Here is a 26,941-nt window from a genome sequence, read left to right as displayed (position 1 = left end):
GCGTTTTTGCCGGGTTCAACACCCGTATACTGGCCGCCATTATGAGCCGTCGCCGGCCTTGGGGAAACCGGCGGCAGCCGCATGAGGGCAGGCCAGACAAGCCATCGCCGATCAGCGGTTTCAGGTGTATGATCGCGCGCGCTCGCGCCCCGTGGCGCGGCTACTTGGCTCCCGCCCTACTCCCAGGATTCGTTCATGTTCAAGGCTCTGCGTTACTTTGGCTGGCCCCTGCTCACCGGTGTGCTGATCGCCATGCTGATCATCCAGCGCTTCCCGCAATGGGTCGGCCTGCCAAGCCAGGACGTCAACCTGCAGCAGGCACCGCAGACCTCGCGGATCATGCAGGGCCCGGTGTCGTACGCCGACGCCGTGACCCTGGCCGCGCCGGCGGTGGTCAACCTGTACACTACCAAGGTGGTGAACAAGAGCGCCCACCCGCTGTTCGAAGACCCGCAGTTCCGCCGTTTCTTCGGCGACAACCTGCCCAAGCAGAAGCGCTGGGAATCGAGCCTGGGTTCGGCGGTGATCATGAGCCCCGAGGGCTACCTGCTGACCAACAACCACGTCACCAGTGGCGCCGACCAGATCGTGGTGGCGCTCAAGGATGGCCGCGAGACCTTGGCCCGGGTGATCGGCAGCGACCCGGAAACCGACCTTGCGGTGCTGAAGATCGACCTCAAAAGCCTGCCGGCCATCACTATCGGCCGCTCCGACAACATCCACATCGGCGACGTGTCGCTGGCCATCGGCAACCCCTTTGGCGTCGGCCAGACCGTGACCATGGGTATCATCAGCGCCACCGGCCGCAACCAGCTGGGCCTGAACAACTACGAAGACTTCATCCAGACCGACGCGGCGATCAACCCCGGCAACTCCGGTGGCGCACTGGTCGATGCCAACGGCAACCTGATCGGCATCAACACGGCCATTTTCTCCAAATCCGGTGGCTCCCAGGGCATCGGCTTCGCCATCCCGGTGAAACTGGCATTGGAGGTGATGAAGTCGATCGTCGAGCACGGCCAGGTGATTCGTGGCTGGCTGGGCATCGAAGTGCAGCCGCTGAGCCAGGAGCTGGCCGAATCGTTCGGCATGCAGGACCGGCCGGGCATCGTTGTGGCGGGGATCTTCCGCGAAGGGCCGGCGCAAAAAGCCGGTTTGCAGTTGGGTGACGTGATCATGAGCATCAACGGCGAGCCGGCCGGTGACGGGCGCAAGTCGATGAACCAGGTGGCGCGGATCAAGCCCAATGAGAAGATCACCATCGAGGTGATGCGCAACGGGCAGCAACTGAAGCTGATTGCCGAGGTGGGGCTGCGGCCGCCGCCTGCGCCGGCTGCCAATCCGGAAGAGAAGTAAAGCTGCATGGAGCCGCCCCGGTGGGGCGGCCCCCTGGTTTCATCAATGCAGGATCTGGCTCAGGAACAACTTGGTCCGGTCACTGCGCGGCCGGTCGAAGAACTCATCCGGGGCCGCCTGCTCCACGATTTCCCCCTTGTCCATGAAGATCACCCGGTTCGCCACGGTGCGGGCAAAGCCCATCTCGTGGGTCACGCACAGCATGGTCATGCCATCCTCGGCCAGGCCCACCATGGTATCGAGCACTTCCTTGACCATCTCCGGGTCCAGCGCCGAAGTCGGCTCGTCGAACAGCATGATCTTCGGCTTCATGCACAGCGCCCGGGCAATCGCCACGCGCTGCTGCTGCCCGCCAGACAACTGCCCCGGGTACTTGTGCGCCTGCTCCGGAATACGCACCCGCTCCAGATAATGCATGGCGATTTCCTCGGCCTTGCGCCGTGGCATCTTGCGCACCCACATCGGCGCCAGCGTGCAGTTCTCCAGGATGCTCAGGTGCGGGAACAGGTTGAAGTGCTGGAACACCATGCCCACCTCACGGCGGATCGCCTCGATCTGCTTGAGGTCGTTGGTCAGCTCGACGCCATCGACGACGATGCGCCCCTGCTGATGTTCCTCCAGGCGGTTGAGGCAACGAATGGTCGTCGACTTGCCCGACCCGGACGGCCCGCACAGGACGATGCGCTCGCCTTGGCGCACATTCAGGTTGATGTCCTTGAGCACGTGGAACTGGCCGTACCATTTGTTCACACCCTGCATCTGGATGATGCCTTCGGGGCCAGCAGGCTGCTTGATCGCTTCACTCATTTCGAAACTCCTAACGCTTGTGGCCAGTGTCCAGCTTGCGCTCCAGATGCATGGAGTAGCGGGACATACCGAAACAGAAAATCCAGAACACCAGGGCGGCAAACACATAACCCTCGGTCGCCATGCCCAGCCAGGCCGGGTCGGCCGCGGCCTGCTTGACGCTGTTGAGCAGGTCGAACAGGCCGATGATGATCACCAGGCTGGTGTCCTTGAACAGGGCGATGAAGGTGTTGACGATGCCGGGGATCACCAGCTTCAGTGCCTGGGGCAAAATCACCAGCCCCATCGCACGCCAGTAGCCCAGGCCCATGGCCGCAGCCGCTTCGTATTGCCCCTTGGGGATGGCCTGCAGGCCGCCACGCACCACCTCGGCGATGTACGCCGACTGGAACAGGATCACGCCGATCATCGCCCGCAGCAGCTTGTCGAAGCTCATGCCCTCAGGCAGGAACAGCGGCAGCATCACCGACGACATGAACAGCACGGTGATCAACGGTACGCCGCGCCAGAACTCGATGAAGGTCACGCACACCACCTTCACCGCCGGCATCCTGGAGCGCCGCCCCAATGCCAGCAAAATGCCCAGCGGCAACGCACCGACGATACCCACCGTGGCGATCACCAGGGTCAGCATCAGCCCGCCCCACTGGCTGGTCGGCACGCTTTCCAGGCCCAGGTAGCCGCCATGCAGCAGCGTGTAGGCAAGGACCGGGTACAGCACCAGGAAGCCCAGGCCATACACGGCCTTGCGCGGGAAGCGCTTGATGAACAGCGGCGCGGCGCCAAGTACCGCCAGCCACACGGTCAGGTCTACGCGCCAGCGCAGTTCCGCCGGGTAGTAGCCGTACATGAACTGGCCGAAGCGCTGCTGGATGAACACCCAGCAGGCGCCCTCCTTGGTGCAATCGGCGCGGGTCGTGCCGACCCAGTTGGCGTCGATCAACGCCCACTGCACCAGCGGCGGCACGATCAGCCACACCAGGTACACGGCGAACAACGTCAGCAGGGTGTTGAGCCAGCTGGAGAACAGGTTGGCCCGCATCCATGCGAGCACGCCGACGGTTTTTACCGGTGGCGGCATGTCAGGTTTGAAAACATGAGCATTCACGGGCGTATCCTCACCGCTCGATCAGCGCAATGCGCTTGTTGTACCAGTTCATCAGCAGCGAAATGCTGATGCTGATGGCGAGATAGACACTCATGGTGATGGCAATCACCTCGATGGCCTGGCCGGTCTGATTAAGCACGGTACCGGCGAACAGCGAGACCATCTCCGGGTAGCCGATACCGGCCGCCAGCGACGAGTTCTTCGCCAGGTTCAGGTACTGGCTGGTCAGTGGCGGAATGATCACCCGCAGTGCCTGGGGGATGATCACCTTGCGCAGGGTCGGGCCCTCGCGCAGGCCAAGCGAACGCGCAGCTTCGGTCTGGCCATGGCTGACCGAACGGATGCCCGAGCGCACGATTTCGGCGATGAACGCCGCGGTATAGATGGTTAGCGCCAGGGTCAGGGCCAGCAGTTCGGGAATCAGCACCCAGCCGCCAACGAAGTTGAAACCCTTGAGCTGCGGCACTTCCCAGTGCACCGGGCTGCCAAACAGCAATACGCACAGACCAGGGATGACGACCAGCAGCGCCAGCCCTGCCCAGAACTTGTGGAACGGCTTGCCGGTCTCGTTGAAGCGTTTGTTGGCATAGCGCACCATCGCCACCGTGGCCACGATCGCCAGCCCCAGGGCAACGGCAAACGGCCAGAAGCCCTCGGCCATCGAGGCACCGGGCATGTTCAGCCCGCGGTTGCTGATGAAGAACATGTCGTCGAAGTTGATGCTGCCCCGCGGTCCTGGCAGGGTCAGAAACACCGCGAAGTACCAGAACAGGATCTGCAACAACGGCGGGATGTTGCGGAAGGTCTCCACATACACGGTCGCCAGCTTGTTGATCATCCAGTTGGGTGACAGCCGCGCCACGCCGATGATGAACCCCAGGATCGTCGCCAGGATGACGCCGATGAAGGTGACCAGCAGGGTGTTGAGCAGGCCGATGACGAACACCCGCGCGTAGCTGTCGGATTCCACATAAGGGATCAGGTGCTGGGCGATGCCGAAGCCGGCACTGCGGTCGAGGAAGTCGAAGCCGGAGGTAATGCCCCGGTGCTGCAGGTTGGTTTGCGTGTTGTGAAACAGGTACCAGCCCAGGCCCACCACGAACAGGATCGTGAGTACCTGGAACAGCCACGCGCGCACACGTGGATCACTCAGGGATAGCCCCTTTTGTGCGCCGATTCGATTTTGCATGAAGTGCCCCGGAAAGTAGGGATTCGAACAGCCTGCGACGGCGGAATGCCGCCGCAGGGTGCAACCATCAGCGCACAGGTGGCGCGTACTGGATGCCGCCGTTGTTCCACAGGGCGTTCATGCCACGGTCGATCTTCAGGTCGGTGCTCTGGCCCAGGTTCTTCTCGAACACTTCGCCATAGTTGCCGACTTGCTTGACGATCTGGACTACCCAGTCTTTGGGCAGCTTGAGGTCTTTGCCGTACTCGCCGTCAGCGCCGAGCAGGCGGGCGTTGTCCGGGTTCTTGGTGGACTTGGCCTCGGCTTCGACGGTTTTCGAAGTGATACCAGCCTCTTCGGCATTGATCATGGCGAACAGGGTCCACTTGACGATGCTGAACCACTCTTCGTCGCCCTTGCGCACCACCGGGCCCAGCGGTTCCTTGGAGATGGTTTCCGGCAGCACCACGTAGTCGGTCGGCGCGGCCAGCTTGGAGCGCTGGGCGAACAGCTGCGACTTGTCCGAGGTCAGCACGTCGCAACGGCCCGATTCCAGCGACTTGGCGCTTTCGTCGGAGGTGTCGAAGGTGATCGGGGTGTACTTGAGGTTATTGGCGCGGAAGTAGTCGGACACGTTCAGTTCGGTGGTGGTACCGGCCTGGATGCAGATGGTCGCGCCGTCGAGCTCCTTGGCGCTGGATACACCCAGCTTCTTGTTGACCAGGAAACCGACGCCGTCATAGTAGGTGACACCGGCAAACACCAGGCCCATGCCGGCATCGCGCGAGCTGGTCCAGGTAGTGTTGCGCGACAGCACGTCGACTTCGCCGGACTGCAGTGCGGTGAAGCGTTCCTTGGCGTTGAGCTGGCTGAACTTGACCTTGGTCGCATCGCCGAACACGGCGGCGGCCACGGCGCGGCAGACATCGGCGTCGATACCGACGATCTTGCCTTGCGCATCAGGTACCGAGAAGCCTGGAAGACCGTCGCTCACGCCACACTGGACGAAACCCTTCTTCTTTACCGCATCAAGCGTGGCGCCGGCCTGGGCGGTAGTCACGGCGCCCAGCGCAGCGGCAGCGGTCAGGACTGCCAGGGTGGTTTTCAACATCTTCATTCACAACCTCCAAATCGCTCTTGTTGTACCGAGCCGGAATTGCACCGCACCCTTTTGAGGCGTATCCGACCCGTGTTGGCTTGTTATTGGGTCAATTGGCGCAATGGGCTGTTCTATGACAGCCTTCGCTTGCAAAGGGTGTTACCGTCACGGCCTGACCCTTGCATCGTATGTTTCGTAGCAAAGGGCGTACCACAGTTGGCGGCTAAAGCGTTTAAGCGCACGTCAAGTAGGCAAAGTTGTATCGTTGCGACATTATTTTTCCGACAATCATTTGCAGCGCCTTCTTTTTAAGCACGCCATAACAAGACCCGCACATTTTCGGAGCAGTCATGACCAACCCGCTGATTCTCGAACCGCAGAAAACCGCCGACGCCTGTGTGATCTGGTTGCACGGCCTGGGCGCCGACCGTTACGACTTCCTACCGGTTGCCGAATTCATGCAGGAACGACTGCTCAGCACCCGCTTCATCATGCCCCAGGCCCCCACCCGCCCCGTGACCATCAACGGCGGCTATGCCATGCCCAGCTGGTACGACATCAAGGCCATGACCCCGGCACGTGCCATCGACGAGGCGCAGCTGGAGGAATCGGCCGAGCAGGTCATCGCCCTGATCAAGGCAGAACAGGCCAAGGGCATCAACCTGACGCGGATTTTCCTGGCCGGCTTCTCCCAGGGCGGCGCGGTGGTACTGCACACGGCTTATATAAAGTGGCAAGAAGCCCTGGGCGGCGTGATCGCCCTGTCCACCTATGCCCCGACCTTCTCCGACGCCCATGAACTGAGCGCCTGCCAGCAACGCACCCCGGCCCTGTGCCTGCATGGTGTGCATGACCCAGTGGTGATCCCCTCGATGGGCCGCACCGCGTTCGAGTACCTCAATACCTGGGGTGTCGCCGCCCGCTGGCACGAGTACCCGATGGAACACGAAGTGGTGGTCGAAGAGCTGGGCGACATCCATGACTGGTTGAGCAAGCAGCTGCAATAAGCCTGATCGCCTGTAGTTGTGGGTGTATTCCGCTACGCCGCGTCGGGATCTTGCTTTACACTGCCCGGCGTACATTCCTTAACCAGTTGATGAGACGATCGTGCTCAAGGCACTCAAAAAAATATTCGGCAAAGGAGACGCCGCGCCCCAGGCCGTCGATCCCGCTGCCAGCGTGAAAACGCCCGAGCCTGCGCCCGCTGCTGTGGCTCAGCCCCAGCCTCAGCCAGCGCCCCAGCCGGCCCCACAACGCGCCGACGCCAGCCAACAGGCCCAAGCGCCTGCCGCTGCCGACAACCCGGCCAAGGACAAACCGCGTCGCGAGCGCAAGCCCAAGCCAAAGCCACAGGCCAGCCTGTGGAAGCTGGAAGACTTCGTGGTCGAGCCGCAGGAAGGTAAAACCCGCTTCCACGACTTCAAGCTGTCCAACGAAGTGATGCACGCGATCCACGACCTGGGCTTCCCCTACTGCACGCCGATCCAGGCGCAGGTATTGGGTTACACCCTGCGTGGCCAGGACGCGATCGGCCGCGCTCAGACCGGCACCGGCAAGACCGCAGCGTTTTTGATCTCGATCATTTCCCAGCTGCAGCAGACGCCGCCGCCCAAGGAGCGCTACATGGGCGAACCGCGCGCGCTGATCATCGCGCCGACCCGCGAACTGGTGGTGCAGATTGCCAAGGACGCCGCCGCCCTGACCAAATACACCGGCCTGAACGTCATGAGTTTTGTCGGCGGCATGGACTTCGACAAGCAGCTCAAGGCCCTGGAAGCACGCCATTGCGACATTCTGGTTGCCACCCCGGGCCGCCTGCTGGACTTCAATCAGCGCGGTGAAGTGCACCTGGACATGGTCGAGGTGATGGTACTGGACGAAGCCGACCGCATGCTCGACATGGGCTTTATCCCCCAGGTGCGCCAGATCATTCGCCAGACCCCGCCGAAAAGCGAACGCCAGACCCTGCTGTTCTCCGCCACCTTCACCGAAGACGTGATGAACCTGGCCAAACAGTGGACCACCGACCCGGCCATCGTCGAGATCGAACCGGAAAACGTGGCCAGCGAAACCGTCGAGCAGCACGTGTACGCGGTGGCTGGCAGCGACAAGTACAAGCTGCTGTACAACCTGGTGACCCAGAACAAGTGGGAACGGGTGATGGTGTTTGCCAACCGCAAGGACGAGGTGCGGCGCATCGAAGAAAAGCTGGTGCGCGATGGCATCAACGCTGCGCAACTGTCGGGCGATGTGCCACAGCACAAGCGCATTCGCACCCTGGAAAGCTTCCGCGAAGGCCGGATTACCGTGCTGGTGGCCACTGACGTGGCGGGCCGTGGTATTCACATCGATGGCATCAGCCACGTGATCAACTTCACCCTGCCTGAAGATGCCGATGACTACGTGCACCGCATCGGCCGTACTGGCCGTGCCGGGACCAGTGGTGTGTCGATCAGCTTTGCCGGTGAGGACGATTCCTACCAGTTGCCGGCGATCGAAGAACTGCTGGGGCGCAAGATCAAGTGCGAGATGCCGCCAGATGAGCTGTTGACGCCGGTACCACGCAAGCACCACTGATTGCCCGAATGCTGACGCCGCCCTTGTAGGAGCGGCCTTGTGTCGCGATAGGGCCGCGCAGCGGCCCCAGCAATCTCTGCACCAAAGCTGAAATTTTGGGGCCGCTGCGCGGCCCTATCGCGACACAAGGCCGCTCCTACAGGGAATCGGCGCAACCTTGCCTACCAGCGCCCCGCCGCTTCCTGGTCACTCTGCTTGCCTTCCACCCAGCGCGGCCCTTCCTGGGTGTTTTCCTTCTTCCAGAACGGCGCCCGGGTCTTCAAGTAGTCCATGATGAAGTTGCAGGCATCGAACGCCGCCTGCCGATGGGCACTGGCCACGCCGACAAAAACGATCGGCTCACCGGGCTCGAGCGCACCAATGCGGTGCAACACGTCGACCTTGAGCAACGGCCAGCGCTGCTCGGCCTCGACCACGATCTTGGCCAAGGCCTTCTCGGTCATCCCCGGATAGTGTTCCAGGAACATCCCCGCTACGTCCCGACCATCGTTGAAGTCCCGCACATAGCCGACGAACCCCACCACCGCGCCCACGCCGACATTCGCGGCGTGCATGGCATTGACCTCGAAACCTGGGTCAAACGCTTCTGGCTGCACTCGCACCGTCATGTTCAGCCTCCGGTCACCGGCGGGAAGAACGCCACTTCATCGCCCTCCGCCAGCGGCTCATCAAGTTTGCACAGCTCTTCGTTGCGCGCGCACATCAGGTTCTGCTCAGCCAGCAACGCATACTGCTCGCCTTTGGCCACCAGCGCCTTGCGCACATCGTCGACTACCGCGAAGTCGCCTTCCAGGCGCTCGGCGTCGAGCCCGAGCAACTCCCGGTAACGGGCGAAATACATCACCTTGACCTTGATCATGCGCCCACCTTGTAGTGGCCGCTCTTGCCGCCGAGTTTTTCCAGCAGGCGCACCTGCTCAATCACCATGCCTTTGTCCACGGCCTTGCACATGTCGTAGATCGTCAGCGCGGCAACGCTGGCAGCGGTCAGTGCTTCCATCTCGACACCGGTCTGCCCGGCCAGCTTGCAGCGGGCTACGATACGCACCGCGTCCTGGCCTTCGGCGCTGAGCTCGACCTTGACGCTGGTCAGCATCAGCGGATGGCACAGCGGAATCAGGTCGCTGGTCTTCTTCGCCGCCTGGATGCCGGCGATGCGCGCCACGGCGAACACATCGCCCTTGGGGTGCTCGCCATCGACGATCATCTGCAAGGTCTGCGGCAACATGCGCACCCGCGCCTCGGCAATGGCCTCGCGCTCGGTCACGGCCTTTTCAGTGACGTCGACCATGTTGGCCCGCCCCTGGGAATCAAGATGTGTCAGCACTGCTCTGCTCCTGTGAAGGGAACAAAGAGTGTAAACCCGTGGGTCAGGTTTGAGCAGCGGAATGTACTGTCAGTGGTAGCCTCTTCGCGGGGCAAGCCCGCTTCCACAGGTTCACCACTCGATTCCAGATCAGTGAAGGCCCCGCTAAGAGGCCGGGCGGCACGCCGCCCGGCTCGAAGGGTTACAGATGCGACTCGGCGTACTCGGCCAGCACCGACCGCGGCACACCCTGCAGGGTGATGTGCACGCCATGGGGGAAGTCCTTGAAGCGCTCGGTCAGGTAGGTCAGGCCCGAGCTGGTCGCGGACAGGTAGGGGGTGTCGATCTGCGCCAGGTTGCCAAGGCAGACCACCTTGGAACCGGAGCCGGCACGGGTGATGATGGTTTTCATCTGGTGCGGCGTGAGGTTCTGGCATTCATCGATCAGGATCAGGCTCTGCTGGAAGCTGCGACCGCGAATGTAGTTCAGCGACTTGAACTGCAGTGGCACCCGTTCAAGGATGTACTCGACGCTGCCGTGGGTGCTCTCGTCATCCATGTGCAAGGCTTCGAGGTTGTCGGTGATGGCGCCCAGCCAAGGCTCCATCTTCTCCGCTTCGGTGCCCGGCAAGAAGCCGATCTCCTGGTCCAGCCCCTGCACGCTGCGGGTGGCGATGATGCGCCGGTAGCGCTTGCTGACCATGGTCTGTTCAATGGCCGCCGCCAGGGCCAGGATGGTTTTGCCGGAGCCGGCGGCGCCGGTCAGGTTGACCAGGTGGATATCCGGGTCGAGCAGGGCGAACAGCGCCAGGCTCTGATGGATGTCTCGCGGCTTCAGGCCCCAGGCTTCCTGGTGCAACAGGGGTTCCTGATGCAGGTCGAGCAGCAACAGTTCATCGCTGCGGATGCCCTTGATCCAGCCGACGAAACCTTGCTCATCGATGATGAATTCGTTGACGTGCACGGCCGGCAGGTTGTCGATCAGCTGTACCCGATGCCAGGTGCGGCCCCGCTCCTGACGGGTGTCGACCTTGCTGACCCGGTCCCAGAACGAGCCGGTGACCGAGTGATAGCCCTTGGACAACAGCGACACGTCATCGACCAGCTGGTCGGTGCTGTAGTCCTCGGCCGCGATGCCACAGGCGCGCGCCTTCAGGCGCATGTTGATGTCTTTGGTGACCAGCACCACGTCAAGGTCGGTGCGCTTGGCCCGCAGTTCCAGCAACTGGTTGATGATGATGTTGTCGTTGAGGTTTTCCGGCAGCAGCCGGTTCGGTTCGTTGCGCGGGCTCATCAGGATCGACAAGAAGCCTTTGGGCCCACTCTTGCCACGCTGGATCGGTACCCCCTGTTCGACATCGCTGGGCGAGGCGTCACCCAGGGTCTGGTCGATCAGGCGGATGGCCTGGCGACATTCGGCGGCGATGGTCTGCTTGCCGGTCTTGAGCTTGTCGAGTTCCTCCAGCACCGTCATCGGCAGGGCGACGTGGTGCTCCTCGAAGTTGAGCAATGCGTTGGGGTCGTGAATCAGGACGTTGGTATCGAGCACATACAGGATTGGCTTGCTGGAGGAAGGGTTGCGTCCTTGGTCATCCATACTCGGTCACCTTATATCGAAGCCACACGGCGCGGTCTGCTGCGCCGCAGAGTGACTGCCGGTCTTCCCGTATCCGCGTTGCTACGGGCGGGAAGCGAACCTGACACGGTGGATGACGCCACCTGTGCTGCAGGGATCGGCTGTCTGGTTTCTTCATACCGCATAAACCATGACTAGAAAAAGTTTTTTTACGTGTCGGTGAAGTTTATTTTTCCGAATGGCAATCAGGGGTTGGCGAGGGGGCAAGGCGGGTCTACAGTCAAATATTAGTCCCCCTGTCGAGCCTGGCCGTAGGCGTGGCAATCCTCCCAACCGATGCCGCTCTGCGCGGTATTTTGCAGCAACCATTGCACCGCCGGCTGGGCCTTGGGCAGGCTGTCATGGAACTGGATCACGCCCTTGCGCCACAGCAGCATCAAGGTCAGCACCCGTTGCGCCGAGGCCTCCGCGCTCAGCGCGCCATCATCCTGGGCATCGATATCCCATAACGACACGCGCAACTGCTGGCTGGCCATGAAGGCTTCGCCATCGGCCCGACGCTGGCCATAAGGCGGGCGGAACAGCGGCACGTACTGCTCGGGCAGGTCAGCCTGCACCCGTGCCTGGCTGCGCCGCAGCGAGTCCTGCCAAGCCGTCCACTGCGCATGGGAGCGATATTCCCACCCCTGGATACCTACGCATTGCCCACGATAGAGCTGGCGCAGTGCATTCGCCGCACCGGCATCGCGGCGCTGCTGCAGGCGGTTGCCAAGCACAAAGAACGTGCCCTCGAGCTTCTGCCTGCGCAGGTAGGCGGCGAGCGTGTCGGTATTACCCCCATCAGGGCCGGGGCCGCCGACGAAGGTCAGCAAGAACATGCGATCGTTGAGCTCATCGCCATTGCGTTCACGGCTGGACAGGCGCTCGACCTCGCTGCTGGTTTGCCCCAGCAGCGCTGCCTTGCGCAGCTGCTCGTCCAGGTAACGGACATGGAACTGGTGGCTAGGCTCGACCCAACCGGTGTAGAACGTGCCGACATCAGCGGCAAACGTGGCCGCCTGGGTGCGCAATTCTGCCATCGAAGTAACCGGGTAGCAGAACGAGGCATCTTGCGCGCAGCTGCGCTGGGCCTGTTGATAACCCTGCCACAAGCGCTGCCACATGCGCGCCCGCACCAGGCGCACCTTCTGCAGGTTGACCTGCCGCAGGCCCAACCGCGCCGCCAGTGCGCCATCATCGAGCAGCTCGCTCTCGTGCAGCACCTGGGCGAACGACAGGATCTCCGCGCGCGACGCGACATCGAACAGCGCCGGGCTGTCCAGCTGCTCGGGCCACAGGCTGCGGTCCAGGCTCACCTGGGGCGAAGGGGCGGCCTGCACGGCCAGGCTCAACAGCGCGGCCAGCAGGGCCGATGCAATGCGCACGGTGGGAAGCTCCGCAACAGCAAAACGCGCACTATAGCGCCTGGCATGCCGATGGTCTGTGACTATCGTCGGCATAGTTTGGACTTGCCTGCCCCAGCCCGTAGAATCGCGCCAACGATTCCAGGAGCCGACCCGATGCTGACGGTGATTTCCCCCGCCAAGACCCTCGATTACGACACCCCGCCGGTGACCGAACGTTTCACCCTGCCCCAGTACCTGGACGACTCCCAGGAACTGATCGTGCAACTGCGCGAGCTGTCGCCCGCCCAGATCAGCGAACTGATGCACCTGTCCGACAAGCTCGCCGGCCTCAATGCCGCCCGCTTCGGCAGTTGGACCCCTGACTTCACCCCGGCCAACGCCAAGCAGGCGCTGCTGGCGTTCAAAGGCGATGTGTACACCGGCCTCGATGCGCAAAGCCTTGGCGAAGATGACTTCAGCTATGCCCAGGGCCACCTGCGCATGCTCTCTGGCCTGTATGGCCTGTTACGCCCGCTCGACCTGATGCAGCCTTATCGGCTGGAAATGGGCACCAAGCTGGCCAACGCCCGCGGCAAGGACCTGTATGCCTTCTGGGGCACGCGCATCAGCGAATGGCTGAACCAGGCCCTGGCCGACCAGGGTGACGACGTGTTGCTGAACCTGGCCAGCAACGAGTACTTCAGTGCGGTGAAACGCAGCGCTTTGAAGGCGCGGGTGATCAACGTCGACTTCAAGGACTTCAAGAACGGCCAGTACAAGATCATCAGTTTCTATGCCAAGAAAGCCCGGGGCATGATGAGCCGCTTCGTGATCGAGCAGCGCATCAACGACCCGGAGCAGCTCAAAGCGTTTGATGTGCAGGGCTACTACTACAGTGCCGAGCAGTCCAAGCCTGATCACCTGGTGTTCCTGCGCGACCACCCTGCCGAGTGATTTGATGAGGGCCTCTTCGCGGGCTTGTTCGCGACGAGGCCACCTGCAACACCCCTCCCCAGCCCTGCAACAGGGCAGGCTTCATATCGCCACCAAGCCATGTTTATGACGCCAAAAAACCAACGAACCCACCTTTATCGCCAAACGCCATAAGACCGTTCGTACCTTTTCTGACGAATTTTGAAAAATATTTTTCGATACTGGCATAAAAACATCCCCCCTCAGTCTCGCCCTTTATATACCGGGACGAAACTGCCCGGTGCTATCAGAATGAAACTATTTGCCACTGAAGAATTATTTAGAAATCTTTCATCGGTGCAGAATCCACCCAGGAACTTCTGCTACGCCCAATCGCTCATAGTGCCGTAACGATTTTCCTGCCTACGGGCTGTGAGAAATGACTTACAGATGACAACGGCAGGTATCCACTACCGGCCCCGGCAACTTCGACAGGAATAACGGGCTCCCCCCGACAGCCCTGTCCAAGCAGGAGAGACGCGCCCTTACAATTCGTCCTAGTGGTTGATTTCAAAGGATTTATCCACTTGAAAGAACAAGCACAGCAGTGCGCCAAGTAGCGCATTGCAATAAAGACGGCTGAAGACCAAGGCACGTTTTTTAATAATGGCTTTTGACTGCCAAGTTTGAGCGCATAACTTTTCGCGCTCCGGATTAATTTTGCCTGCGCTCGGCGAAGTGTGCATTCGCCATGGACCCGTGCGCCCGGAAACTGATGTTGATCAACCTGGCCCGGCTCTTCCTGAAGAGCTGGCGTGATAAACACACATGAGGTGATAGCGATGCGTATCAGCATCTTTGGTTTGGGTTATGTAGGTGCGGTCTGTGCAGGCTGCCTGACGGCGCGAGGCCATGAAGTGATTGGCGTGGACGTGTCCAGCACCAAGATCGACCTGATCAACCAGGGCAAGTCGCCCATCGTCGAACCTGGCCTGGAAGCACTGCTGCAACAAGGCATCGCCAATGGCCGCCTGCGCGGCACCACCGACTTCGCCGAGGCCATCCGCGCCAGCGATGTGTCGATGATCTGCGTCGGTACGCCGAGCAAGAAGAACGGCGACCTGGGCCTTGAGTACATCGAATCGGTGTGCCGCGAAATCGGCTACGTACTGCGCGACACAACCCGCCGCCACACCATCGTGGTACGCAGCACCGTGCTGCCAGGTACCGTCAAGAACGTGGTGATCCCGATTCTGGAAGATTGCTCGGGCAAAAAAGCCGGGGTCGACTTCGGCGTTGCGGTAAACCCTGAGTTCCTCCGCGAGAGCACCGCGATCAAAGACTACGACCAGCCACCGATGACCGTCATCGGCGAACTGGACAGCGCCAGCGGCGACGTACTGCAAAGCCTGTACGAAGAGCTCGACGCACCGATCATCCGCAAGCCGATCGAAGTGGCCGAGATGATCAAGTACACCTGCAACGTGTGGCACGCCACCAAGGTCACCTTCGCCAACGAAATCGGCAACATCGCCAAGGCCGTAGGTGTCGATGGCCGCGACGTGATGGACGTGGTCTGCCAGGACAAGGTGCTGAACCTGTCCCAGTACTACATGCGCCCAGGCTTTGCCTTCGGCGGCTCGTGCCTGCCCAAGGACGTACGCGCCCTCACCTACCGCGCCGCCAGCCTCGACGTGCGAGCGCCACTGCTCGATTCGCTGATGCTCAGCAACGAGTCGCAAGTGCAAAACGCCTTCGAGCTGATCGAAGCCCACGACAAGCGCAAGGTCGCCCTGCTCGGCCTGAGCTTCAAGGCCGGCACCGACGACCTGCGCGAAAGCCCGCTGGTGGAGCTGGCCGAGCGCCTGATCGGCAAGGGCTACCAGTTGGACATCTACGACGAGAACGTCCAGTACGCCCGTGTCCACGGCGCCAACAAAGACTACATCGAGTCGAAGATCCCCCACGTATCAAAGCTGCTCAACGCCGACTTCCAGCAGGTCATCGACAACGCCGACATCATCGTCCTGGGCAACCGTGACGAGCAGTTCCGCGCCCTGGCCCAGCAGGCACCCGCTGGCAAGCAGGTGATTGACCTGGTCGGCTTCATGAACAACGCCACCTGCAGCACCAGCCGTACCGAAGGCATCTGCTGGTAACACCCCTGGCCGGGCAGCGCGGGTACTCCTTACCCACCAAGCGCTGCCCTTCCTTCCCTGATTTCGCGACGGATGCTGAACATGCAAAGGCTCCAGACAGTGCTGTTGCAGTGCGCCGGATGGCTGCTCTACATGAGCCTGCTCATGCTGATCGCCCTGGCCCTGCCCGCCGATATCTTCGACTCGCAGTCGAAGCACTTCATCTTCCTGGTCGGCGCAGTCGGCATCTGGCGCTACTCCATGGGCGCCACCCATTTCATCCGCGGCATGATCTTCCTCTACGCCGTCTACCCGTACCTGCGCCGCAAGGTGCAGAAACTGGGCAAGGCCGCGGACCCGTCCCATGTGTACCTGATGGTCACCAGTTTTCGTATCGATGCGCTGACCACCGCACAGGTGTACAGCTCGGTGATCCGCGAAGCCATCAACTGCGGCTTCCCCACCACCGTGGTCTGCTCGCTGGTGGAGATGTCGGACGAACTGCTGGTGAAAAGCCTATGGGCCAAATACAACCCGCCAGAGCACGTCAAGCTGGACATCGTGCGCATCGCCGGCACCGGCAAGCGTGACGGCCTGGCCTATGGTTTTCGCGCCATCTCGCGGATGCTCCCGGACGAAAACGCCGTGGTGGCCGTGATCGATGGCGACACCGTGCTGGCCGATGGCGTGGTGTGCAAGACCGTGCCCTGGTTCAAGCTCTACCCCAATGTCGGTGGCCTGACCACCAACGAATTCTGCGAAGTGCGCGGCGGCTACATCATGAGCGAGTGGCACAAGCTGCGCTTCGCCCAGCGCCACATCAACATGTGCTCGATGGCCCTGTCCAAGCGCGTGCTGACCATGACCGGGCGCATGTCGATGTTCCGCGCAAGCGTGGTGACCAACCCCGAGTTCATCGCCGACGTCGAAAGCGACTCGCTGATGCACTGGCGCCTGGGCCGCTTCAAGTTCCTCACCGGTGATGACAAGTCCAGCTGGTTCAGCCTGATGCGCCTTGGCTACGACACCTTCTACGTGCCGGATGCCGCGATCAACACGGTCGAGCACCCGCCGGAAAAAAGCTTCCTCAAGGCCAGCCGCAAGCTGATGTACCGCTGGTACGGCAACAACCTGCGGCAGAACTCGCGCGCGCTGGGCCTGGGCCTGCAGCGCCTGGGGCTGTTCACCAGCATCGTCCTGTTCGACCAGCGCGTGTCGATGTGGACCAGCCTCCTGGGCCTGACCGTGGCGGTGATCGCCAGCCTCAAGTTCGGCCTCGGCTTCTTGCTGGTGTACCTGCTGTGGATCGGCATCACCCGCCTGATCCTGACCGTGATGCTGCTGTGCTCGGGGCACAAGGTCGGGCCGGCCTATCCGCTGATTCTTTATTACAACCAGATCGTCGGCGCGATGATGAAGATCTACGTGTTCTTCCGCCTCGACAAGCAGTCCTGGACCCGCCAGCCCACTGCCCTCAAGCGTGACCTCGCCAGCTTTCAACAATGGTTCAACACCTGGTCCTCGCGGACCATGACCTTCTCGGCGGCCAGCATCTTCGTTGCTGTGCTGTTCATGGTCGTGTGAGCCCAACCGGATCGGATCTAACAGGAACAAACCACCATGAATACCGCCGTGAACGTCAACGTCGTGCATGAGTCCGAAGCCCAGCGCCAACACGCCCGGGTGCGCATTCCAGCCAAGCTGCGCTTCCTGGATACCCAGCGCCAAACCCACGAAGTGAAGGTCGATGACCTGTCCGCCGGTGGCCTGAGCTTCCACAGCAAACAGCCACTGTCGGTGGGCGATGTGCTGCGCGGGCGTCTGCAGTTCGTGGTCGACAACCTGGGCCTGTCGATCGACATCGAGTTCCAGGTGCGCTCCTTCAACCCGAGCAATGGCCGTACCGGCGCGCAGTTCCAGAACCTCGAACCGCGCGACATCGCCACCCTGCGCCACATCATCACCAGCCATCTGTCGGGCGAACTGATCAGCATCGGCGATGTGCTCAGCACGCTGCAGCGCGACAACTTCACCAAGGCGCGCAAACAGAAGGATGGCGGCAGCGGCCTGACCGCTTTCGGCCGCCTCAAGGCGGTCGGCGTGACCCTGGGTGTGTTCGTGGTCGGTGTGGCCGCCTTCGGCTTCGTGGCCAAGTCGCTGTACGGCATGTACTTCGTCAGCCACGCCGAAGCCGGCGTGGTCGCGGTGCCCACCACCAGCGTCACCATGCCCCGCGACGGCACCGTGAACAGCCTGGTCGAAAGCGGTGGCCTGGTGGTCAAGGGCGCGCCGCTGGCAAGCTTCAGCACCAGCATGCTGGACATGCTCAAGGGCCACCTGGACGACTCGCAACTGGAGCCGGCCAAGGTCGAGGAGCTGTTCGGCAAGCAACTCTCCGGCACCCTCACCAGCCCCTGCGATTGCGTGGTTGCCCGGCAACTGGTGGACGACGGCCAGTACGCCGCCAAGGGCCAGCCGATCTTCCAGTTGATCCCTCGCACCAGCAACCCGATGGTCGAGGCCCGCTTCAGCTACCGCCAGTTCGACGAGGTCAAGCCAGGTACCCGGGTCAACTTCCAGGTGGCCGGCGAAGACGAAGTGCGCACTGGCCAGATCGTCAGCAGCGCCAGCCTCGACAACGAGAACCTGGCCGCCGACATCCGCGTGCAAATCAAGCCTGACAGCGGCCTGCCGGCCGAACTGGCCGGGCGCCCGGCCTCGGTCAGCAGCGACCGTGGCCCGTCGCTCAACTGGCTGATCGACAAAGCCGCGGCCCGTGGGCTGTAAGAGGATCCAGCGATGATTCCCCATAAGAAAAGCGCAAGCCTGGGCCTCTGTGCCCTGGCCACGGCCATCGCCCTGGCCGGCTGTGCCGGCCTGCCCGACCAGCGTCTGGCCAACGAAGCCCTCAAGCGCGGCGACACCGCCCTGGCTGAACGCAACTACAAGGCCCTGGCCGACCTGGGCTACAGCGACGCGCAAGTGGGCCTGGCCGACATCAAGGTGGCCACCCGTGACCCGGCGCAAATCCAGCAAGCCGAGGCCACCTACCGCGCTGCGGCCGCCACCTCGCCACGGGCCCAGGCGCGCCTTGGCCGCCTGCTGGTGGCCAAGCCCGACAGCACCCAGGCAGAACGCGAAGAGGCCGAAAGCCTGCTCAAGCACGCCGCCCAACAGGGTGAAAGCAACACCCTGATCCCGCTGGTGATGCTTTACCTGCAATACCCGCAGAGCTTCCCCAACGTCAACGCGCAGCAGCAGATCGACCAGTGGCGCGCGGCCGGCAACCCCGAGGCGGGCCTGGCCCAGGTGCTGCTGTATCGCACCCAGGGCACCTACGACCAGCACCTGGGCGAGGTCGAGCGGATCTGCAAGGCCGCCCTGAACACCACCGACATCTGCTACGTCGAACTGGCCACCGTGTACCAGAAGCGCGGCCAGGCCGACCAGCAAGCCGCACTGCTGGGCCAGCTGAAGTCCGCCTATGCCCGTGGCGCCGTCCCGGCCACCCGGGTCGACAGCGTCGCCCGCGTGCTGGCCGACCGCAGCCTCGGCCAGACCGACGAAAAGACCGCCAAGGACCTGCTCGAACATGTGGCCCCGGCCAACCCGGCCTCGTGGGTCAGCCTGGCGCAACTGGTCTACGACTTCCCCGAACTGGGCGATACCGACCAGCTCATGGCCTACATCGACAAAGGCCGCGAAGCCGAACAGCCGCGCGCCGAACTGTTGCTGGGCCGCCTCTACTACGAAGGCAAGACACTGCCGGCCGATGCTGCAAAGGCCGAACAGCACCTGCAGGCCGCCGCCGACGCTGGCGAAATCAGCGCCCATTACTACCTGGGCCAGCTGTACCGCCGCGGCTACCTGGGCAATGTCGAGCCGCAGAAAGCCGTCGACCACCTGCTGACCGCCGCCCGTGGCGGCCAGAACAGCGCCGACTATGCCTTGGCCCAGCTGTTCAGCGAAGGCCATGGCATCCGCAGCGAGCCGACCAACGCCTGGGTATTCGCCCAGCTGTCGCAGCTAAACCCGACGCCACAGTCCAGCGAGCTGCTGCAGCAACTCGACCAGCAACTCTCGCCTGACCAGCGCAGCCAGGCCCAACGCCTGCTGGCGCAGGAGAAGCAGGCACGCGGCAGCATGAGCCAAGGCGCCAACAGCACCCTGGCCCTCGAAGCCTTGCAAGACGACGAAAAAGAAGTAGACGGTGAGGACTCGCTATGACGCTCAATCCCTTCGTGAAAGCCGGCATTGGCCTGAGCTTCGCCCTGCTGTGGTCCTGCCCGACCCTGGCCGACATGACCGCCGAGAAAAACTTCGGCCTGGACGTGAAAATCACCGGTCAATCGGAAGATGACCGCGACCTGGGCACCCGCCCTGGCGGCGACGTCAACGGCCTGGGCCTCGACCTGCGCCCATGGGTGTACGGCGAGCGTGGCAACTGGAGCGCCTATGCCATGGGCCAGGCGGTTGCCGCCACCGACACCATCGAAACCGACACCCTGCGCCAGAACGATGACGGCACCACCACCGACACCGGCGACGACAGCCGCAAGCCAGACAAAAACTACCTGGCCATGCGCGAGTTCTGGGTCGGCTACAGCGGCCTCACCGCCTACCCGGGCGAGCAGCTGCGCTTCGGCCGCCAGCGCCTGCGCAGCGACGACGGCATGTGGCGCGACACCAACATCGAAGCGCTGAACTGGTCCTTCGACACCACCTTGCTCAAGGCTGACCTGGGCGTGGCCCAGCGCTTCAGCGAGTACCGCACCGACCTCACCGAGCTGGCCCCGGAAGACAAGGACCGCACGCACATCTATGGCAACGTCGCCACGCAGTGGACGCCTGGCCATTGGGTTGGCGTACGCGCCCACCACACCCACGACAGCGGCAGCCTGAAAGACCCCGGCGAGACGGTCGATGCGCTGGACAAGACCCGCACCGGCGACCTCACCTGGCTGGGCCTGGAGGCCAACAGCGACGCCTACAACTGGCGCAACGATCACACCGTCAACTACTGGGGCAGCCTGACCTGGCTGACCGGTGATCGCGACACCCTGAGCAGCCAGGCCGTAGGCGACGAGCAGGTGGCTACCGGCAAGCAGAGCGGCGACGTCAACGCCTGGGCCACCGACCTCGGCATCCGCCTGCGCCTGGACCCCAACTGGCAAGTCGGCGCGGCCTATGCCCGTGGCAGCGGCGGCGGTGGCGACGACGGTTCGAACAACTTCGAGCAGACCGGCCTTGAGAGCAACCGCTCCAACTTCACCGGTACCCGCTCGCGCGTGCACCGCTTCGGCGAAGCCTTCCGCGGCGAGCTGGGCAACCTGCAGGCAGCCACTTTGTTTGCCTCCTGGCAGCTGCGCGATGACTACGACGCCAGCTTCATCTACCACAAGTTCTGGCGCGTCGATGGCCAGCAGAACATTGGCTCCAGCGGCATCAATGCTGCGGTCAACGACAACGGCGTCAGCCGCCCGCTGGTCAACGGCGAGAAAGACCTCGGCCAGGAAATGGACGTGGTCGTGACCAAGTACTTCAAGCAGGGCCTGCTGCCCGCTTCGATGAGCCAGGCCATCGACGAACCGTCCGCCCTGGTGCGCTTGCGTGCCGGTGTATTCAAGCCGGGCGATGCCTATGGCAAGGAAGCGGACTCGTACATGCACCGTGCCTTCGTCGACGTGATCTGGCGCTTCTGAGGCCGGTAGAGGATTTGTTGCCATGACCCTTCACCCGCACCTACGTCACAGCCTGTTGGCCAGCGCCTTGCTGCTGGCCTCAGGCCTTGCCGTCGCCGCAGAACCCACGGCAGTCGCCAAGGAACTGCAGCAGGCCAAGACCTACACCATCTCTGCCGCACCGGTCGAACCGCTGCACATGGACCCGCCCAAGCTGCCCGACCTCACCGGCTTCACCGCCGAGGCCGTGCAGAAAAAGATCGACCGCAGCCACAAAGGCAAGGTCAGCGTGCGCCGCATGCTGCAAGAAGTGTCGCTCAAGGAATTCATCGGCGGTGACAACAAGGCCGCCGAGTGGGTGCAGCGTCAGCATGGCATCCCGCAGGCGATTTTCGTCGACGACGGCCATGTCGACCTGGTCGAGTTGAGCAAGCAGGTACCCAAGCAGTACCTGCGCGAAGTCGAGCCGGGCGTGTACCTGTCGCGCCTGCCGATCGTGGTGGGGCACAAGGGCATCCTAGAGATCGACGGCAAGGTCAAGCAACTGCGCCTTTCCCAGGAAGGCGGCGCGTTCCTGGTCAACGACGGCAAGCTGTTCGTCACCGACACCCAGGTCACCGGCTGGCGCGAGAAGGACAACGGCCCGGCCACTTTCCGCTCGCCCAAGGAGTTCCGCCCGTTCCTGTTGTCGTGGGGCGGTACCGAGACCTACATCGTCAATACCAAAATGGCCAGCTTCGGCTACGCCAAGTCCAAGTCCTACGGTGTGAGCATCTCGCAGTACACGCCGAACATGTCCAAGCAGATGGGCCGCGCCGAACCTACCGGCTGGATCATCGGCTCGGAGTTCAGCGACATGTGGTACGGCTTCTACTGCTACGAGACCCAGGACTTTGTGGTCAAGGACAACACCTACCGCGACAACATCGTCTACGGCATCGACCCGCACGACCGTTCGCACCGCCTGATCATCGCCGGCAACACCGTGTACGGCACCAAGAAGAAGCACGGCATCATCGTCTCGCGTGAGGTCAACGACAGCTGGATCATCAACAACAAGAGCTACGACAACAAGCTCTCGGGCGTGGTGATCGACCGAAACAGCGTCAACAACCTGATCGCCTACAACGAGATCTACCGCAACCACACCGACGGCATCACCTTGTACGAAAGCGGCGACAACCTGATCTGGGGCAACAAGCTGATCAACAACCGCCGCCACGGCATCCGCGTTCGCAACAGCGTGAACATCCGCCTGTACGAAAACGTTGCCATGGCCAACGGCCTGGTCGGTGTGTACGGGCACATCAAGGACCTCTCCGACACCGACCGCGACATCGCCCTCGACCCGTTCGACACCAAGGTGTCGCTGATCGTGGTCGGCGGTGAGCTGGCGGCCAACGGCTCCGGGCCGCTGTCGATCGACTCGCCGCTGTCGGTCGAGCTGTACAAGGTTTCCATGCTCGCGCCGCGCAAGGCCAACGGCATCAGCCTCAACGGCATCCTCGGCGAGCGCCAGGACGAAATCCTCGACCTGCTGGTGCGCCAGCAAAAGGCTGTGCTGATCGACCCGGTCGAACGCCAGACCGAAATGATCGATTAAGGAAGCCCAGACCATGACTCCACACCTGATGAAACTGCTGGGCCTGTCCGCCGCCCTCCTGGCGATCAGCCAGGGCGTGCGCGCCGACGAGGTGAAAGCCCCGACGTTCAGCGCCGAACCCTGCTGCCAGCTGTGCCCCGAGGCGCACGACGCCAGCCGCTACACCACCCGCTACCAGCAGAACTTCACCACGCTGGTGCAGGCCCAGGGCGACTGGCTGTTCCGTACCCGCGAAGACCTGCGCACCGAGTTCACCACCACGCCCGCCGGCTACAAACGCCTGCAGCAGGTGCACGACGCGTTCAAGAAACGTGGCGTGGAACTGGTCGTGGTCTACCAGCCGACCCGTGGCCTGGTGAACCGCAACATGCTCAAGCCCGAAGAAAAGGCCGCCTTCGACTACCAGAAGGCCCTGAGCAACTACCAAGCCATGCTCAAGCGCTTCGCCGGCATGGGCTACAACGTCCCCGACCTGTCGCCGCTGACCAACGAGCAACTGGCCGCCGCCGACCAGGGCAAGGACTTCTACTTCCGCGGCGACCAGCACTGGACGCCATATGGCGCCGAGCGCGCCGCCAAGATCGTGGCCGATACCGTGCACCACATGCCGGCTTTCGAAGGCATCCCGCGCAAGGAATTCGAAACCCACAAATCTGGCCGCATGGGCAAGACCGGCACCCTGCACAACGTCGCCGGCCAGCTCTGCGGCACCAGCTACGCCGTGCAGTACATGGACCAGTTCGCCACCGAGCCGAAAGGCGCCAGCGGCGGCGACGACCTGTTCGGCGACGGCGGCAATGCGCAGATTACCCTGGTCGGTACCAGCCACAGCGGCAAGAACTACAACTTCTCGGGCTTCCTCGAGCAGTACATCGGCGCCGACGTGCTCAACGTCGCCTTCCCTGGCGGTGGCCTGGAAGGTTCGATGATCCAGTACCTGGGCAGCGAGGAATTCCAGAACAACCCACCGAAGATCCTCATCTGGGAATTCTCGCCGCTGTATCGCCTGGACCAGGAAACCATCTGGCGGCAGATCCTCGGCCTGCTCGACGACGGTTGCGACGCGCGCCCGGCCCTGATGAGCGCCAGCAGCACACTCAAGCCTGGCAAGAACGAGCTGATGGTCAACGGCAAGGGCGGCGTGATCAAAGACCTGATCAACCGCAACCTGCAGATGGACGTCAAGTTCGAAGACCCTTCGGTCAAGGTGCTGCAAGCGACCCTCTGGTACCTCAATGGCCGCCACGAGGACATCAAGCTGGAGAAGCCGGAAACCTCCGACACCGACGGCCGCTTCGTCTTCCAGATGCGCGAGGACGAGGACTGGGCCAACCAGAACCTGCTGGCCTTCGAGGTCCAGGGGCCGGAAAACGGCACCCAGAAGGTCGAGGCCAAACTCTGCAAACGCAACAACTTCGCCGTGCCTGCGCACACCGCGCAAGCCGGCCAGTGAGGCGACCATGACCACGTTCAAGCACATCTTCAGCCCCGCCCTGCTCGCCCTGGCCCTGGTCGGCGGCGCCGCGCATGCCGCGCTGGTGCCCCCTCAGGGCTACTACGAGGGGATCGAAAAGCTCAAGACCAGCGACGGTAAGTTCCGCTGTGAAGCGGCGCCCAAGCCTTACACCGGCGCGCTGCAGTTTCGCAGCAAGTACGAAGGCTCGGACAAGGCACGGGCGACCCTGAACCTGGACTCGGAACAGGCCTTCCGCGATTCCACCAAAGACATCACCACGCTTGAGCGTGGCGTCGCCAAGATGGTCAACCAGTACATGCGTGATGGCCGGCCGGCGCAGCTCGACTGCACCCTGACCTGGCTGGGGGCCTGGGCACGCGCCGATGCGCTGCTGTCCACCGACTACAACCACACCGGCAAGTCGATGCGCAAATGGGCGCTGGGCAGCATGAGCGGCTCATGGCTGCGCCTGAAGTTCTCCAATTCGCAGCCCCTGGCCGCGCACCAGGCCGAAGCCGAGCAGATCGAGCGCTGGTTCGCCCGCCTGGCCGAACAGACCGTGCGTGACTGGAGCGACCTGCCGCTGGAGAAGATCAACAACCACAGCTACTGGGCCGCCTGGTCGGTGATGGCCACCGCCGTGGCCACCGACCGCCGCGACCTGTTCGACTGGGCCGTGAAGGAATACAAGGTCGGCGCCAACCAGATCGACGACCAGGGCTTCTTGCCCAACGAAGTCAAGCGCAAGCAGCGCGCCCTGGCCTACCACAACTACGCCCTGCCGCCGCTGGCGATGATCGCAAGCTTCGCCAAGGCCAACGGTGTGGACCTGCGCAGCGAGAACAACTTCGCCCTGCAGCGCCTGGGCGAAGGCGTGCTGGCCGGCGCCCGCGACCCGCGCCATTTCGCAGAGCGCGCAGGTGAAAAACAGGACATGAAAGACCTCAAGGTCGACAGCAAGTACGCCTGGCTCGAGCCCTGGTGCGCGCTGTACCAGTGCGTGGGCGACACGCTTGAGCGCAAGCACGGCATGCAGCCATTCGACAGCTTCAGGCTGGGCGGCAACCTGACCCGGGTCTATGACCCGAGCGCGGCTTCGAAGAAGTAACACCCCTGTCGGGGGTGATCTGTGTGGGAGCGGGCTTGCCCCGCGAAGGCGTCAGCAGCGACAACGCCTTTGCCCTTTCGGGCCTCTTCGCGGGACAAGCCCGCTCCCACAGGAAATGAGTTGCTCTCCAGTCATGAACTGGGGGGTTTGGGGGGCGCTTTGCCCTGGATGCTGTGAACAAATTAGGAGAACCGGGATGGTCTTCTCGTCCAACGTGTTCCTGTTCCTGTTCTTGCCGATCTTCCTCGGCCTGTACTACTTGAGCGGGCAACGCTATCGCAACCTGCTGTTGCTGGTCGCCAGCTACATCTTCTATGCCTGGTGGCGCGTGGACTTCCTCGCCCTGTTCGCCGGCGTGACCCTGTGGAACTACTGGATCGGCCTTAAAGTCGGCGCAGCAGGCGTACGCACCAAGCCGGCGCAGCGCTGGCTGCTGCTGGGCGTGGGCGTCGACCTGGCGATCCTCGGCTATTTCAAGTACGCCAACTTCGGCGTCGACAGCCTCAACGCGATCGTCAGCTCGTTTGGCCTGGAGCCGTTCATCCTCACCCACGTGCTGCTGCCGATCGGTATCTCGTTCTACATCTTCGAGTCGATCAGCTACATCATCGACGTGTACCGCGGCGACACCCCGGCCACCCGCAACCTGATCGACTTCGCAGCGTTCGTGGCGATCTTCCCGCACCTGATCGCCGGCCCCGTGCTGCGCTTCAAGGACCTGGTCGACCAGTTCAACAACCGTACCCACACCCTGGACAAGTTCTCCGAAGGCTGCACCCGCTTCATGCAGGGCTTCATCAAGAAAGTGTTCATCGCCGACACCCTGGCAGTGGTCGCCGACCATTGCTTCGCCCTGCAGAACCCGACCACCGGCGACGCCTGGCTGGGCGCCCTGGCCTATACCGCGCAGCTGTACTTCGACTTCTCCGGCTACAGCGACATGGCCATCGGCCTGGGCCTGATGATGGGCTTCCGCTTCATGGAGAACTTCAAGCAGCCGTACATCAGCCAGTCGATCACCGAGTTCTGGCGCCGCTGGCACATCAGCCTGTCGACCTGGCTGCGCGACTACCTGTACATCACCCTGGGCGGCAACCGCAAAGGCACCTTCAATACCTACCGCAACCTGTTCCTGACCATGCTGCTGGGCGGGCTGTGGCACGGCGCCAACTTCACCTACATCATCTGGGGCGCCTGGCACGGCATGTGGCTGGCCATCGAGCGGGCGCTGGGCCTCGACACCAACCCGCAGCGCTTCAACCCGGTCAAGTGGGCGTTCACCTTCCTGCTGGTGGTGGTTGGCTGGGTGATCTTCCGGGCCGAGAACCTGCACGTGGCCGGCCGCATGTACGGCGCCATGTTCAGCTTTGGTGAATGGCAGCTGTCGGAGCTCAACCGCGCCCAGCTCACCGGGTTGCAAGTAGCCACCCTGATCATCGCCTACCTCACCTTGGCGTACTTCGGCCTGCGCGACTTCTACCGCAATGCCAAGCCGACGCCGCAGGCGACCCCGGTGCAGATCAACGCCGACGGCTCGATTGGCCTGGACTGGACCCGGGTGATGACCCGCGTCCTGATCCTGCTGCTGTTCGTGGCCTCGATCCTCAAGCTTTCGGCGCAGAGCTACTCGCCGTTCCTTTACTTCCAGTTCTGAGGTTGATG

General features: G+C 62.8%; 22 protein-coding genes. 13 read left to right on the top strand and 9 right to left on the bottom strand.

All coding sequences use genetic code 11. The features are described from left to right. Positions 1-195: 195 nt before the first annotated feature. Positions 196-1,356: a Do family serine endopeptidase AlgW gene (gene algW, locus HU770_RS06770; protein ID WP_033702860.1), complete on the top strand. Its 1,161-nt coding sequence runs from the start codon at positions 196-198 to the stop codon at positions 1,354-1,356. A 42-nt stretch (positions 1,357-1,398) separates the two neighbouring features. Here the strand turns inward: algW and HU770_RS06765 are convergent, their stop codons facing one another. The 4 genes from HU770_RS06765 to HU770_RS06750 form a co-directional block, all read right to left on the bottom strand. After that, positions 1,399-2,163, bottom strand: coding sequence for an amino acid ABC transporter ATP-binding protein (locus tag HU770_RS06765; protein ID WP_033702861.1), 765 nt, complete (start codon positions 2,161-2,163; stop codon positions 1,399-1,401). Positions 2,164-2,173: 10 nt separating this feature from the next. Beyond that, complete coding sequence (locus tag HU770_RS06760; RefSeq protein ID WP_033702862.1) at positions 2,174-3,271, bottom strand: amino acid ABC transporter permease; 1,098 nt, start codon at positions 3,269-3,271, stop codon at positions 2,174-2,176. A gap of 10 nt (positions 3,272-3,281) precedes the next feature. After that, the gene (locus HU770_RS06755) at positions 3,282-4,460 is read right to left on the bottom strand and encodes an amino acid ABC transporter permease (RefSeq protein WP_186663363.1); all 1,179 of its coding nucleotides are present in this window, start codon (positions 4,458-4,460) and stop codon (positions 3,282-3,284) included. A gap of 67 nt (positions 4,461-4,527) precedes the next feature. Next, positions 4,528-5,556, bottom strand: coding sequence for an amino acid ABC transporter substrate-binding protein (locus tag HU770_RS06750; RefSeq protein WP_186663361.1), 1,029 nt, complete (start codon positions 5,554-5,556; stop codon positions 4,528-4,530). Positions 5,557-5,888: 332 nt separating this feature from the next. Here HU770_RS06750 and HU770_RS06745 point away from each other — a divergent pair, with 332 nt between their 5' ends. Both HU770_RS06745 and rhlB read left to right on the top strand, forming a co-directional pair. Next, the gene (locus HU770_RS06745) at positions 5,889-6,545 is read left to right on the top strand and encodes an alpha/beta fold hydrolase (RefSeq protein ID WP_186658771.1); all 657 of its coding nucleotides are present in this window, start codon (positions 5,889-5,891) and stop codon (positions 6,543-6,545) included. Positions 6,546-6,645: 100 nt separating this feature from the next. After that, a complete protein-coding gene (rhlB, locus tag HU770_RS06740; protein ID WP_186658774.1) occupies positions 6,646-8,115 on the top strand; it encodes an ATP-dependent RNA helicase RhlB in 1,470 nt (489 codons plus the stop codon). Between the two features lie 161 nt (positions 8,116-8,276). Here rhlB and moaE read toward each other — a convergent pair whose 3' ends face one another. The 5 genes from moaE to HU770_RS06715 all read right to left on the bottom strand — a co-directional run bounded on the left by moaE (position 8,277) and on the right by HU770_RS06715 (position 12,420). Then, entirely contained in the window at positions 8,277-8,723 is a 447-nt protein-coding gene (gene moaE, locus HU770_RS06735) for a molybdopterin synthase catalytic subunit MoaE (protein WP_033702867.1), read from the bottom strand. 2 nt (positions 8,724-8,725) lie between these two features. Beyond that, positions 8,726-8,971: a molybdopterin converting factor subunit 1 gene (gene moaD / locus HU770_RS06730; protein ID WP_033703011.1), complete on the bottom strand. Its 246-nt coding sequence runs from the start codon at positions 8,969-8,971 to the stop codon at positions 8,726-8,728. Further along, the gene (moaC, locus tag HU770_RS06725; RefSeq protein WP_033702868.1) at positions 8,971-9,441 is read right to left on the bottom strand and encodes a cyclic pyranopterin monophosphate synthase MoaC; all 471 of its coding nucleotides are present in this window, start codon (positions 9,439-9,441) and stop codon (positions 8,971-8,973) included. The genes moaD and moaC overlap by 1 nt, the downstream gene beginning before the upstream one ends. 181 nt (positions 9,442-9,622) lie before the next feature. Further along, positions 9,623-11,017 carry a PhoH family protein gene (locus tag HU770_RS06720; protein WP_033702869.1) on the bottom strand — a complete coding sequence of 465 codons (1,395 nt, stop codon included), beginning with the start codon at positions 11,015-11,017 and terminating at the stop codon, positions 9,623-9,625. 266 nt (positions 11,018-11,283) lie between these two features. Then, on the bottom strand, positions 11,284-12,420 hold the full coding sequence (locus tag HU770_RS06715; RefSeq protein WP_162525110.1) for a polysaccharide deacetylase family protein: 1,137 nt from the start codon (positions 12,418-12,420) through the stop codon (positions 11,284-11,286). Between the two features lie 135 nt (positions 12,421-12,555). Between HU770_RS06715 and yaaA the strand changes: the two genes are divergently transcribed. From yaaA to HU770_RS06665, 10 genes are all read left to right on the top strand, one after another. Continuing rightward, positions 12,556-13,335: a peroxide stress protein YaaA gene (yaaA, locus tag HU770_RS06710; protein WP_033702871.1), complete on the top strand. Its 780-nt coding sequence runs from the start codon at positions 12,556-12,558 to the stop codon at positions 13,333-13,335. A gap of 800 nt (positions 13,336-14,135) precedes the next feature. Further along, positions 14,136-15,452 carry a UDP-glucose/GDP-mannose dehydrogenase family protein gene (locus HU770_RS06705; RefSeq protein WP_095064190.1) on the top strand — a complete coding sequence of 439 codons (1,317 nt, stop codon included), beginning with the start codon at positions 14,136-14,138 and terminating at the stop codon, positions 15,450-15,452. Positions 15,453-15,533: 81 nt separating this feature from the next. After that, a complete protein-coding gene (locus HU770_RS06700; RefSeq protein WP_177326484.1) occupies positions 15,534-17,015 on the top strand; it encodes a glycosyltransferase family 2 protein in 1,482 nt (493 codons plus the stop codon). Positions 17,016-17,051: 36 nt separating this feature from the next. Next, on the top strand, positions 17,052-18,218 hold the full coding sequence (locus tag HU770_RS06695) for an alginate biosynthesis protein Alg44 (RefSeq protein ID WP_033702874.1): 1,167 nt from the start codon (positions 17,052-17,054) through the stop codon (positions 18,216-18,218). A gap of 12 nt (positions 18,219-18,230) precedes the next feature. Next, positions 18,231-19,658, top strand: a complete 1,428-nt coding sequence (algK, locus tag HU770_RS06690; RefSeq protein ID WP_186663359.1) for an alginate biosynthesis TPR repeat lipoprotein AlgK — start codon at positions 18,231-18,233, stop codon at positions 19,656-19,658. After that, positions 19,655-21,133 carry an alginate export family protein gene (locus tag HU770_RS06685; RefSeq protein ID WP_186663357.1) on the top strand — a complete coding sequence of 493 codons (1,479 nt, stop codon included), beginning with the start codon at positions 19,655-19,657 and terminating at the stop codon, positions 21,131-21,133. The genes algK and HU770_RS06685 overlap by 4 nt, the downstream gene beginning before the upstream one ends. Before the next feature lie 22 nt (positions 21,134-21,155). Next, complete coding sequence (gene algG, locus HU770_RS06680) at positions 21,156-22,715, top strand: mannuronan 5-epimerase AlgG (protein WP_033702877.1); 1,560 nt, start codon at positions 21,156-21,158, stop codon at positions 22,713-22,715. Between the two features lie 13 nt (positions 22,716-22,728). After that, the gene (locus tag HU770_RS06675) at positions 22,729-24,168 is read left to right on the top strand and encodes an alginate O-acetyltransferase (RefSeq protein ID WP_186658783.1); all 1,440 of its coding nucleotides are present in this window, start codon (positions 22,729-22,731) and stop codon (positions 24,166-24,168) included. Positions 24,169-24,175: 7 nt separating this feature from the next. Then, entirely contained in the window at positions 24,176-25,279 is a 1,104-nt protein-coding gene (locus HU770_RS06670; protein ID WP_186663355.1) for a mannuronate-specific alginate lyase, read from the top strand. A gap of 196 nt (positions 25,280-25,475) precedes the next feature. Continuing rightward, on the top strand, positions 25,476-26,933 hold the full coding sequence (locus HU770_RS06665) for an MBOAT family protein (protein WP_033702881.1): 1,458 nt from the start codon (positions 25,476-25,478) through the stop codon (positions 26,931-26,933). Positions 26,934-26,941 lie beyond the last annotated feature (8 nt).

The sequence above is a fragment of the Pseudomonas sp. SWRI68 genome (genome assembly GCF_014269165.1).
GTDB classification, from domain to species: domain Bacteria; phylum Pseudomonadota; class Gammaproteobacteria; order Pseudomonadales; family Pseudomonadaceae; genus Aquipseudomonas; species Aquipseudomonas capeferrum.
Note: the sequence above shows the minus strand (reverse complement) of the source record. Positions and strands in the feature narration are given on the sequence as shown.